The organism is Pseudoflavonifractor sp. 60 (assembly GCF_009911645.1).
In the GTDB taxonomy this organism is placed as follows: domain Bacteria; phylum Bacillota; class Clostridia; order Oscillospirales; family Oscillospiraceae; genus Lawsonibacter.
In genome coordinates this window covers 19,298-31,296 of record NZ_QWKI01000092.1, presented here as the reverse complement: position 1 = coordinate 31,296, position 11,999 = coordinate 19,298, and the positions used below count along the sequence as shown (strand labels likewise).

General features: G+C 51.7%; 8 protein-coding genes and 1 pseudogene. 8 read left to right on the top strand and 1 reads right to left on the bottom strand.

Annotated features, from left to right (window positions below):
- The first annotated feature begins 40 nt into the window (after positions 1 to 40).
- The 8 genes from D1646_RS10665 to D1646_RS10630 all read left to right on the top strand — a co-directional run bounded on the left by D1646_RS10665 (position 41) and on the right by D1646_RS10630 (position 8,317).
- A complete protein-coding gene (locus tag D1646_RS10665) occupies positions 41 to 919 on the top strand; it encodes an MBL fold metallo-hydrolase (protein ID WP_160636442.1) in 879 nt (292 codons plus the stop codon).
- 168 nt (positions 920 to 1,087) lie between these two features.
- A complete protein-coding gene (locus tag D1646_RS10660) occupies positions 1,088 to 1,771 on the top strand; it encodes a response regulator transcription factor (RefSeq protein ID WP_160636441.1) in 684 nt (227 codons plus the stop codon).
- The gene (locus D1646_RS10655; RefSeq protein WP_160636440.1) at positions 1,768 to 2,826 is read left to right on the top strand and encodes a HAMP domain-containing sensor histidine kinase; all 1,059 of its coding nucleotides are present in this window, start codon (positions 1,768 to 1,770) and stop codon (positions 2,824 to 2,826) included. Before D1646_RS10660 ends, D1646_RS10655 begins: the two co-directional genes overlap by 4 nt.
- A gap of 163 nt (positions 2,827 to 2,989) precedes the next feature.
- A complete protein-coding gene (locus D1646_RS10650) occupies positions 2,990 to 3,883 on the top strand; it encodes a hypothetical protein (protein ID WP_160636439.1) in 894 nt (297 codons plus the stop codon).
- A gap of 229 nt (positions 3,884 to 4,112) precedes the next feature.
- Complete coding sequence (locus D1646_RS10645) at positions 4,113 to 4,466, top strand: hypothetical protein (protein WP_160636438.1); 354 nt, start codon at positions 4,113 to 4,115, stop codon at positions 4,464 to 4,466.
- 10 nt (positions 4,467 to 4,476) lie between these two features.
- Positions 4,477 to 4,914 carry a hypothetical protein gene (locus D1646_RS10640; protein ID WP_160636437.1) on the top strand — a complete coding sequence of 146 codons (438 nt, stop codon included), beginning with the start codon at positions 4,477 to 4,479 and terminating at the stop codon, positions 4,912 to 4,914.
- Positions 4,915 to 5,070: 156 nt separating this feature from the next.
- On the top strand, positions 5,071 to 5,736 hold the full coding sequence (locus tag D1646_RS10635) for an ABC transporter ATP-binding protein (protein WP_160636436.1): 666 nt from the start codon (positions 5,071 to 5,073) through the stop codon (positions 5,734 to 5,736).
- Between the two features lie 13 nt (positions 5,737 to 5,749).
- Positions 5,750 to 8,317: an ABC transporter permease gene (locus tag D1646_RS10630; protein WP_160636435.1), complete on the top strand. Its 2,568-nt coding sequence runs from the start codon at positions 5,750 to 5,752 to the stop codon at positions 8,315 to 8,317.
- Between the two features lie 467 nt (positions 8,318 to 8,784).
- On the opposite strand, the pseudogene D1646_RS10625 reads toward D1646_RS10630, so the two are convergent.
- Positions 8,785 to 11,766: pseudogene (locus tag D1646_RS10625) on the bottom strand (DEAD/DEAH box helicase family protein); the annotation flags it as partial.
- Between the last annotated feature and the right edge of the window lie 233 nt (positions 11,767 to 11,999).

The window sequence follows — 11,999 nt, the reverse complement described above, 5'->3', positions numbered from 1 at the left end:
TGAAGTCAATTACCGATACAGTGGCAGGAGGTTATTCGTTATGTATGAGCTGGTACAAGTTTCCGAACAGAGCTATTACATCCAAAGTCCGACCAAGATCGGGCTGGTGAAGCTGAATGAGCAGGACGTCTGCCTGATCGACAGCGGCAACGATAAGGATGCGGGGCGTAAGGTGCGGCAGCTTTTGGATGCCAACGGCTGGCGGCTCACCACCATCTACAACACCCACTCCAACGCTGACCACATCGGCGGCAATAAGTATTTGCAGGGCCAGACCGGGTGCATGATCTATGCGCCGGGGATTGACTGCGCCTTTACCCGTCACCCCATCCTGGAGCCGTCCTTTTTGTACGGTGGCTATCCTTGTAAGGAACTGCGGCACAAATTTCTCATGGCCCAGGAGAGCGATGCCCAAGAACTGACCAAAGAATCCTTGCCGGAGGGCTTTGAGATCATCCCCCTGCCGGGGCATTTCCTTGATATGGTAGGTTTTCGGACGCCGGATGATGTGGTCTATCTGGCGGATTGCCTGTCCAGCTGGGAAACGCTGGACAAGTATCAGATCGGCTTCATCTATGATGTTGCCGCCTATCTGAAAACGTTGGAAATGGTCAAATCCCTGCGGGCAAAAATGTTTATCCCGGCCCACGCTGCGGCCTCTGAGAATGTGGCAGACCTCGTTCAGTACAACATCGACAAGGTATTGGAAATTGCGGACAAGATCACTGGCATCTGCCAGGAGCCGCTTTGCTTTGAAGTGATTCTGCAAAAACTGTTTGCGGACTATGGGCTGACAATAAACTTTGAACAGTATGTTTTGGTGGGCAGCACCGTCCGCTCTTATCTGGCGTGGCTGAAGGACAGCGGCAAGGTGAATGCCCTATTTGAAAACAATATGTTGCTTTGGCAGCGCGTATAGGAGAACAATGTGGCTGTTGTGTAATATTCTGGTTCGTTCTTTTTATAATTCATACTCCGGCATCGTAAATAGCAATATACAATATAAGTTGGATAATTAAATCTACTCTTGCTTTGTGAGATTTCTGTGACATTTCTATGCTATCCTAATGGAGAAGGGGTAGATGCTATGAAACTCTTGGTAGTTGAGGATGATCGCCTTTTGAACAATACGCTTTGCTACAATCTTTCAGCGGCGGGTTACACTGTGGACGCTGCCATGACAAAATCAGCAGCGGTCGATTTCTGCGAAGCACAGGACTATGACCTGATTGTGCTGGATGTCAATTTGCCTGACGGAAATGGGTTCGATTTCTGCCGGGAAATCAAAGAGCGCCGTCCAGATACCGCTGTGATTTTCCTGACGGCAAACGATATGGAAAGCGATATGCTGAAAGGGTTTGAGTTGGGAGCAGACGATTATGTGACAAAGCCGTTCCCGATCAGTGTATTCCGCAAAAAGGTTTCGGCGCTGCTGGCCCGCATCCAGAAACAGACAGGCGGCGATTGCTATACGGACGGTACGCTGTCCATCAATTTTTCGGAACTGACTGCCACCGTTGCGGGCGAACCGATTATTTTCACGCCAATGGAATACCGCTTGTTAAAGGTGTTGGTGAGAAATCCGCAAATCGTATTGACCCGGCAGGTACTTCTTGAAAAGCTGTGGGACGCAGACGAAAACTTTGTGGATGAACACGCCCTAACCGTTGCGATTAGCCGCATCCGGGGAAAAATTGAAATAAACGGTCTGCAATATATCAAGACCGTTTATGGTATGGGTTATATGTGGATTGGAGGGCTGAAAAAGTGAGTGCTGGCAGACTTTCCATCAACCGCGTCTGTACGCTGGGCGCTGCTTTTTTAGGCATAATCTCTATTGTTGCTATCATTGCGGCGTTTCTCATAACAAAAAAATTGACAGTTGTGTGGCTGGAGTTAATGTTTGTTACGCTGGTGATTGCCTGCGTTGCCTCTTTTGTGGCCTTTCTCCGCCGCAAGCTGGTTTTGTTTTCGGACAACCTGTGCCGGACAATAGACGATATGCTGGATGGAGCGGCACCGCCGCCGCAAATCTACGAGGAAGAAAGCCTGTTTTATAAAATCAATCACCAGCTGGCTCGCCTCTATGAAGTTCTGCGGGAGAACCGGGAGAGCATAGCGAAAGAGCGGGCCGATTTGCAGGAACTGATCTCCGACATATCCCATCAGGTGAAAACGCCAATCAGCAATCTAAAAATGGTAAATGCCACGTTGCTGGAACAGCCCATGCCAGAGGAAAAGCAGAGGGAGTTTTTGCAGGCTTCCAGCGGCCAGCTTGAAAAGCTGGACTTTCTCATGCAGGCCATGATAAAGACCTCTCGCCTGGAAACCGGCGTTATTTCGTTGGAGAGAAAAGTGCAACCGATTTATGATACGCTGGCGGCGGCATTGGGCGGTATTCTGCTGAACGCGGAAAGGAAAAATATCCACGTTAGCGTGGATTGTCCAACAGATATAGTGCTGGCCCACGACAGAAAATGGACAAGCGAAGCTCTGTTCAACATTCTGGACAATGCGGTGAAGTACACCACGGCAGATGGCAATATTCAAGTCTCTGTTCAAAGTTGGGAGTTCTATGTGAAAATCGACATCACCGACAGCGGCAAAGGGATCGCTGAGGGCAGACAGGGAATGATCTTCAAACGCTTTTACCGGGAAGAAGAAGTACACGACATTGAGGGCATTGGCATAGGACTGTATCTTGCCCGTGAGATCGTCACCATGCAGGGGGGCTACATCAAGGTTGTATCGAAGGTGGGGGATGGCTCAACCTTTTCCGTATTTCTGCCTCGAGCTATCTTTGAGGGAACCTTGAGATTACCTTGAGATTACACCGGCAGCATATACAATTTTAGGTTTCTGCGCTATAATAGGCGGCATCACAGTGAAATCGGGATTTTTCTATGAAATGCAGAGGGAAACATAAATTAGAGCGTTTAGGATGGCATGATTATTTCATGTCAACAAAATACAACAGGAGATGATTTTTATGTTTGGATTTGGGAAAAAGGAAGTGAAAGCCCCGGAGGAACGGCTGGCTGATCTCCAGAGAAAAAAGGACTGGGCTGGGGTGTCCAGAACCTATTACGAGCTGGGTGTGACCGCTATGGATGCGGGCAATCTACATAAGGCTCATCTGTGGCTCCACCGGGCGGACACCATTTACAGTGCTGACGGCAATATCTATGATAAGGTGGGGGAGAAACTGATGGACGATTGCTCCGACCGCATTGGACGGCTGGAGGATGAGGACGGACTTTTCTACAACGCCATTCCCGCCGAAATTGAGGCCAGGGCGGAGGAACTGAGCGATCCCCAAGTCCGGGTGTGGGGTCTGCTGTCCATTGCCCGGCTGGTGCGGCTGGGAGAGCGGCTGGCCAGGCTGCCGGGCTGTGAGGTGCTGGGCCAACTGGATTGGGCTGTGGATTTGATGTTTCACTCCCTCCAGACCTTACCCTCTCAAGAAGCCTACCAGCGCCTGATGGATATGTGCAACGCTCTCTATGAACTCAACGGAAAGCCAGTCTATTACAGTGGCGAGATCGAGGTTCCAGGTAGGGTCCCCTTCCAACTGTTCGACCTGAACGGCCCGTTTGGAGTGGAACAGGAACTCAATGGTTATACCGACAACCACCTGCGGTTGCTGGCCGCCCTGAGCCAGGGCGCGGAGGAGCTGCCCACGGCCGAGAGTAGCATAGTGGGCTGCGCCCTGCTGCCCGACTACTACGTCCGCACCAGCGTGGACAGGCTGGAGGATGTCCCTCAGATCAAGGCGGAACTCCAGCGTATTTGGAGCGACTATGATTTTGTCCGCGACCGCCTCACCTGGGAGGAGGCCGGAAAGAGAATCGCAGATTATAAGCGGTTGGATATTCTGGATTGATGGCTCTATAAAAATGCAAATGGATATATCTCTTTTCTCTGGTGATTATACTGTACGCCGCATGGAACAAGCGGATGTTGCGGATATATAAATCAGTAGAGGTAATAGGAGGACGGTGTTATGAGCAAAAAGCGTTATCAGATTTCCCCCATAGAGCTGGTTCGGTGGGCCGAGCCGCCAAACTAACCGATAAATCAGGATAGAAGAGTCTCAATAAAAGGAGCAGAAAATGGAAATATATGAAGTAATGCTTGACAGTAACCAATATGCCCTACTGAAAAGTATGCTTGGAGATAGAAAGGGGGACTTAATAAGAAAAATACCAATCAGCGGAGACGATTTATTTTTTGAGATGATTCATGAAATATATTCACCTGTAATTGATGGATGGAGTACGCTTGAATTTGTGTTGAAAGAGTCTGCCAATGCACTGGATCTGTTAAGATTTATGACAAAGCAGATATTTCCAGAGGACGAAAACTACTTTGTGAGACAGATAGGGAAAAAATGGGCAAATATTCGCTTGGAAAAGGATTGCGCCTTTAGGATATATAAGGTCAAGGAAGATTATTCCATCCTATGACCCTGACGCAGTGGCCGTAAAGTACATTGAAGACAATTCTCATGGTGAACAATACGAGGAAGATGAAATTACGACGGACTTGATCTCTAAGATATTACACGAGGTGCCCAAAGAGATAGAAATCATTTTGTATCTGGACCCTGACGGAGAAGGACACCGTGGTTGCCTGGAAGTAGTATCAGATGGAGATTGGCTGTCTCTTTGCTATGACCATAACGAGACAGAGACCTATTTTTGCTACAATTCGGAGTTTGCTGACACCGTGGTTCAGCTGGACGAAGTTGATTTGAGAGATGAAAATGTATATAGCCCCATCGACTATGACGGTCAAATCCCTATTCCGAAATGTCAGGCCATCACGGATATGGATGCCGGTGTGAAGGCCATTGAGTATTTCATCAGAACTGGAAGGCGTTATCCGGGAATTGACTGGGGATATTGGCCTTAATCATTTCAGCTTGTATGGAAGCTATACAGCAAAAGATCGACTTTTAAAATGTCACGAAATTGTGACATTTCAAGGGCAAAAAAACCAGCGCCCTGTGACATTTCTGTGAGAATTGGCTGTTATGATGGCGGCATCACAGAAAGGATGGTGCTTACCATGAGCATTTTGCAAACAACTGACCTCAAAAAATACTACGGCACAGAGCCGAACATCACAAAGGCGCTGGACGGCGTGACGCTCTCCGTCGAGCAAGGGGAATTTGTCGCTATCGTCGGAACCTCCGGCAGCGGCAAGTCTACTTTGCTGAACATGATGGGCGGTCTGGATGTGCCGACCTCCGGCAGCGTTCAGATCAAGGGCAAAGAGCTGGCCAAGCTGAACGACGAGCAGCTCACCATTTTCCGCAGGCGCAACATCGGCTTTATCTTCCAGAATTACAACCTTGTCCCTGTTCTGAACGTCTATGAAAACATTGTCCTGCCCGTGGAACTGGACGGCGATACCGTAGACAAAAAATTCATGAACGAAGTAGTGCGCCTCCTGGCCCTGGAGGACAAGCTGAACAATATGCCCAACAACCTGTCCGGCGGACAGCAGCAGCGTGTCGCCATTGCCCGCGCCCTTGTTTCCAAGCCCGCCATCGTCTTGGCAGATGAACCGACCGGCAATCTGGACAGCCGGACAAGCGGCGATGTGCTGGGCCTGTTGAAAGCAACCAGCATCAAATTTCATCAAACGCTGGTGATGATAACCCATAACAACGAGATCGCCCAGCTGGCCGACCGCATTATCCGCATTGAGGATGGCCGGATTTTTGAGTAAGGGGGCGCTGACGATGAATGACATTTTATTTGGCAATAACAACGGCGCTGTCATAAAAAAGCTGTCAGGCCGCTATTTCAAAGCAAGCAAGAGCAGGAATATCATTGCGATCATCGCAATCGTTCTGACAACCATACTTTTTACCACGATCTTCACCCTGGGTTCTGGCCTGATGGACACCGTTCACGATCAGAACATCCGTAAGGCTGGTGGCGATGGACAGGCGGTCTTAAACTATATCAGCGATGAAGTTTACGGCGATGTGGCGGGAAATCCCTTGATTGACCGCATCGCCTATACAAAGGCGGTTTCCTACCGGCTGAAAAATCCGGGGCTGGAACGCTGGCGCTCTGACCTGTGGTATATGGACGATACCGCATTAGAATTTGCCCGTTACACCCCCACAACAGGCCACCGGCCCGAAGCAGAAAACGAGATCATCGCGGACACAAAAACGCTGGATGCCCTGGGTGTACCGGCGCAGATCGGGGAAACCGTTTCACTGACCTATGACATTAAGGGGACAGAGTACACCACTGATTTCACCCTCTGCGGCTTTTGGGAAACTGACAGCTTGAGCAACATCGGGCGGCTGGTCGTGTCGAAAGCCTTTGTGGATGCTCATTCGGACATTTTGACCTATACCTATCCCGTGGACAATGATTATTCCGGCGTTGTCTCCGCCTATGTGATGTTCAGAGGGAACGGCGACATAGAAGCCCAGCTCCACCAGCTTCTTTCCGAAACCGGCTATACCTGCGACACGATGGGCGGCAGCAAGGAGAACGGCAATTATGTGATTGCCCGTGTCAGTCCGGCCTATCAGAGCGGCACATTAACGGACAATCCTGCCATGCTGATTTCCGGCCTTGTTGGCGTCGCGTTGATTGTCGTAACAGGGTATTTGATTATCTACAACATTTTTCAGATTTCCGTTATTCAGGATATTCAGTCCTACGGACAGCTAAAAACGCTGGGTACAACAAAGCGGCAGATTAAGCGTCTAATCAACCGGCAGGCGCTCCGCCTGTCCCTGATTGGTATTCCCATCGGCCTGCTGGTGGGCTTCTTCATTGGCCGGGCCTTGGTGCCTTTCCTGATGAACGGAACGAGTTATACTGCGGACGCCGGTGTTAAAGTAACGGTAAATCCTCTGATTTTCATTGGTTCTGCTGCTTTCGCCCTTTTTACCGTCTTTGTCAGCGTCCGCAAGCCCGCGAAGATCGCCGGAACGGTTTCGGCAATTGAGGCCATCCGCTACACGGAAAATGATACGACAGCATTTGGAAAGCGCAGAGCCAAAGACAAAAAATCGACCCACGGCGCGAAGCTCCACTTTATGGCGCTAGCAAACCTGGGCCGCAACCGCAAGCGTACTGTGCTGGTGATTGTGTCCATGACATTGAGTTTGGTGCTGTTCAACACGGTATTCACCCTGTCCAGCGGCTTTGATATTGACAAGTATATTGCAAAATTTATGGATACGGACTTTGTGATTTCCAACGCAGAGTTTTTCCAGTACCAGGTTGAAAAAAGCGAACATGATCTGTCCGATACCTTCATTGAGGCCGTCAGACAAAACAGCAGTTTTGAGGACGGCGGCAGGCTCTATTCCTCCTGGATGCTGGAAGAACCGTTTTCAACAGAACACAATGCTTTTTTCAGCTATAACAAAGACCTGAACGGAAATCCTTTTGTAAGACTGTATGGCGCGGACGATTTTCTGTTGAATGGAATGGAAGTCATAGAGGGAACCATCGACCTGGAAAAGCTGAAATCAGGAAAGTATATCCTGTTGAGCGTAGAGTGTAACGACGATGGAACTGTCATAGAGAACCCCAATATCAGCGTGGGTGATACAGTACAGATCAACCACCTGAAAGCGGAGGAACTTTCCACCACCATTACAGACAGCTATGACTTTATCATCATGGCAAAAGTCCGGGCCAACGAGAACACGGCCACCACCCGCAACACAGGTGAGTCTCGGTTCTATCTCCCGACAGAAATCTTCCTGCCGCTGTGCGAGAACCCCCATCTGGTCAGCTTTCCCTTTGATGTGAAAGAGGGAACGGAAGCGGAAATGGCAGAGTTTTTGAACAGCTATATCGACAGTGTGGAGCCGAGTATGGATTTTGAATCCAAGGCGACCTATACCAGCTCCTTTGATGACCTCACTTCCCTGATCATTACCATCGGAGGGGCATTGAGTATCATCATCGGAATTATCGGCATCGCAAACTTTGTGAACTCTGTCCTGACAAGCGTTATCACCCGCAAAAAGGAATTTGCCATGCTGCAAAGCATCGGTATGACCGGCAAGCAACTAAAGCGTATGCTTTCTTTTGAGGGGCTGTATTACGCAGTGGGAACAATCCTCACATCGGCTGTTCTCGGCGTTCTGTTTTCTGTAATAGTCGTGCGGGGAATTTCCGGTGGGATTTGGTTTTTCACCTATCGCTTTGTTATGTGGCCCATGCTGGTAATCTATCCATTCCTTATCCTCCTGACCATAGCGATACCAGCACTCTTGTACCGGCAAATCGCCAAGGCCAGCATCATCGAACGGCTGCGGCAATGAGAAGGAAATGCTGGGTTCTTTCAAAAATGAACCAATTTACAAACAAGGAGTGAATGTAAGATGAAGAAGATATTAGAATGGACGGTGCTATTGGTTGCGCTTTTTGCACTTGCAGGCTGCGCTGAGAAGGAGGCGGCGGAACCCAAGTGGGAGGAATCCCTTTACCGCACAGTGGTCTATAACAGCGGAGAAGATGAAAGCGATGCAAAGTATTTGGAAATTGCACAGCGCAGCCAAAAATTACTGGCTTTGCTGGAGGAAAAAGCAGGAGCGTTCGTCATGGACGCATACAACTATCAGACTGTTGATGATGAGGGTACTCCCCTATACGCTATGAATAACCCGGAGGTTCCAATCGAGATTGCTCCTGCCGGGATGTCTGTGCAAGTGAGCCGGGAATATTTCAAATGGAATCCAATTGAAACAGCGGACGGTTCGGAGCTGGAACAACAGATCGTGCTGGATGACTTGACGCTGAATCGCTCTGCTCCGCTGTCCTCCAATTCCTCAATGCCCTGTTCAATCTCCAGAATCTGGTCCTGGAGCAACTGCTCCCGCCGCTCATAGGAAACGGGGAGCCGTTCAAACTGCGAGTGTCCCATGATGATCGCGTCATAATTCCCGGTAGCGATTCGGGAACAGAACTTTTTGCGGTTCCTGCCCTCAAAGTCCTTTTTGGAGGCAACAAGGATATTGGCAGTGGGGTACAGCCGCAGGAACTCGCTGGCCCACTGTTCGATCAGGTGGTTGGGGACGGCGAACAGAGATTTTTGGCACAGCCCCAGGCGTTTGCTCTCCATCGCGGCGGCGGTCATTTCAAAGGTCTTGCCCGCGCCGACCTCATGGGCCAGCAGCGTATTTCCGCCGTACAGCACATGGGCGATGGCGTTGAGCTGATGCTCCCGCAGGGTGATTTCCGGGTTGATGCCGCCGAACACGATATGCCGCCCATCATACTCACGGGGCCGGATGGAGTTGAACAGTTCATTGTACTGCTTCTCCAAGGTCTGACGCCGCTGGGGGTCTTTCCATATCCAGTCCCGAAAAGCGTCCTTGATGGCCTGCTGCTTCTGTGCAGCCAAGGTGGTGGCATTGTGGTTCAGAACGCGGCGTTCCTTGCCGTCCGGGTCCTTGATGGTGTCATAGATTCGTACATCGCGGAGGTTTAAGGTGTCCTCCAGAATATGATAGGCGTTGAGCCGGTCCGTGCCATAGGTGGTGTTGGCGGCAACATCATAGCCGGTCACAGTATTTTTGCCGGTGATGTTCCATTCCCCGGTATATTCCGAGAAATTCACATGGATTTTTTTCTGTTGTACCGGCGGCGTTTTGAACAGCTCATACATGAACTGCTGAACATACCGCTTATCCAGCCAGGTAGCCCCCAGACGAAGGTCGATCTCCGAGGCGGTCAGGTCTTTGGGCTGGGCGGTCTCCAGCGCCTCCAGGTTGGGACGCAGCCGGTACTTCTCCCCGTCAGGCAGAGCATCATACATCGCTTTGGCGATGCGCAGCTTCTGCCGCACGTTCCCGGAAAGGTATTCATCGGCGGCAACGAGGGGGAAACTGTTCAGATCAACGGAGGACCAGTCTTTCCGGCTGGGGTCTCCCTCACATTGAATAGCCCGGAAGATCACGCCGGACAGCTCCGATTCCAATTCTTCCTCTGTTTTCCCGGTGAGTTGGGCCATATAGGGCATATCCACCCGCGCCTTCTCCCCGATAGAGACAGCCAAGGCTTCGCTGGCGGTGTCCACATGAGTGACCGCCCTGTGGGGCTTGATGGTCCGCTTGGTGAACATATCCGCTTTGCGCTCCAGCCGCCCGTCATTGTCCAGCATCTCCAATGAGCAGAGCAGAAAATAGGAGCTGTCCGCAGAAAAGGCCAGCGCGTTTTCCCGGCTGTTGAGCAGGCCGTATTTTTTGGAGAAAGCGTCATACAGACTGTTGAGGGCCTGCCGCTCCTTTTGGACGGAGATTTCATCGGCGTCCTCCATCTGAAGGTTTATCAGCCGATGCACACAGTCCCGCAGCTCCACCATGCCCTTGACGCGGGCCTTGGCTGTGGCGCTCAAATCAGGCTTTGCCATCATGGAGGTTTCTCGGTAATACACCTCTCCGTCAATGATGCCGAAGGAATATCGTTCAATGCCTGGGTCCGCTGGAATCAAGGAATCCGTCTCGATTTCCTCATCCAGTTCGGACAGCTCCACCCGCTTGATTTCGCCGTGGATGTGGGACAGGGCGGTGCGGAGCTGCTGGGCAAAGTCCTGGCCCTTCCGGGGCTTACACGCCAACTGCGGTCCATAGGGGCCGGAGGTGATCTCCAAGTCGCCCAGCACCATTTCGGGGTGGGTCTGGAAATAGCGGTTCATACTTACGAAGCCGGGGCGTTCCTCGCCGTCCTGCCCGATATAGGTATGGCGCTCAATAATCTCCGCCTCCACCCACTCCGGCAAAGGCTCATTCTCCCGTAAGGGAATTTCCCGCTTCTGGAGGAACATGATGGACATAGAGGTTTCTGTCCCGGCGTTGGCCTGGAACACACCGTCCGGCAGGCGGACCGCGCCCAGCAGATCGCAGCGCCGCGCCATGTACCGCCGCGCCCGATCATCCTTTTTGTCCATTGTGCCGCCGCTGATGCCGTTGGAGGTGATGAACGCGATCACGCCGCCCGCCCGGACCTTATCAATCGTTTTGGCAAAGAAATAGTCATGGATCAGAAGCCTCTCCCGGTCATACCGCTGGTCCACCACGGGATAATTGCCAAAGGGTACGTTACCAATAGCGAGGTCGAAAAAGCTGTCCGGGAAGTCTGTTTTTTCGTAGCCGCGTACTGTGATCCGGGCTTTGGGGTAGAGCTGCTGGGCGATACGCCCGGTGATGCTGTCCAGTTCCACGCCGTACAGCTTGGACGCGGCCATGCTTTCAGGCAGCAGGCCGAAGAAATTTCCCACGCCGCAGGACGGCTCCAGAATATTTCCCTTTTCAAAGCCCATGCTCCCGATGGCCTCATAGATGGCCTTGATGACCAGGGGGCTGGTGTAATGGGCATTGAGGGTGGATGCCCGCGCCGATTTGTACTCGCTGTCCGTCAGCAGGCTTTTCAACTCCTGATATTCGGCGGACCACTCGGCCTTGTCCGGGTCAAAGGCGTCCGGGATGCCGCCCCAGCCTACATAGCGGGACAGGATTTCCTGCTCTGCTTCGGTGGCGGACCGGCCCTCGTCCTCGATCTGCTTCAAGGTGCGGATGGCCTCCACATTCATGCGGTATTTGACCCTTGGCCCGCCTACGCCCAGGTTGTCATCGGTGATGCGGAGATTTTCAGTGGCAGCGTCCTGTTCAGCGGCGGGGGCCTGCTCCGGCTGCGCGTGTTCCGGCTCGTCAAAATGTAGGGTCTGAACAACAACATCATAGGGCAGGCCGTTCTTATCGCCGGGATAGAGGGTCGCGGTCCCTGGTGTTGCTGTGGTGCCGCCAGCCGGGGGCGGGGCCTCCGGCTGTTCCTCCTGGGGCGGTGTCGGCGGTGGCTGAACCTCAGCGGCGGGGGCCTCCGGGGTAAACAGGGCGGCGTTGCGCTCGTCATGGCGCACAGCGTCCTCGAAAAAGTCTTTGGTAACAGTCTGATGGCTCCAGGCATAAGGGCCGGTATGAATGATAACATCCAAATCACCGATAC

Excerpts from the sequence above, each read along its gene's own strand:
- D1646_RS10665 (WP_160636442.1), top strand. The coding sequence starts at position 41 with ATGTATGAGCTGGTACAAGTTTCCGAACAGAGCTATTACATCCAAAGT.
- D1646_RS10660 (WP_160636441.1), top strand. The coding sequence starts at position 1,088 with ATGAAACTCTTGGTAGTTGAGGATGATCGCCTTTTGAACAATACGCTT.
- D1646_RS10650 (WP_160636439.1), top strand. The coding sequence starts at position 2,990 with ATGTTTGGATTTGGGAAAAAGGAAGTGAAAGCCCCGGAGGAACGGCTG.
- D1646_RS10645 (WP_160636438.1), top strand. The coding sequence starts at position 4,113 with ATGGAAATATATGAAGTAATGCTTGACAGTAACCAATATGCCCTACTG.
- D1646_RS10635 (WP_160636436.1), top strand. The coding sequence starts at position 5,071 with ATGAGCATTTTGCAAACAACTGACCTCAAAAAATACTACGGCACAGAG.
- D1646_RS10630 (WP_160636435.1), top strand. The coding sequence starts at position 5,750 with ATGAATGACATTTTATTTGGCAATAACAACGGCGCTGTCATAAAAAAG.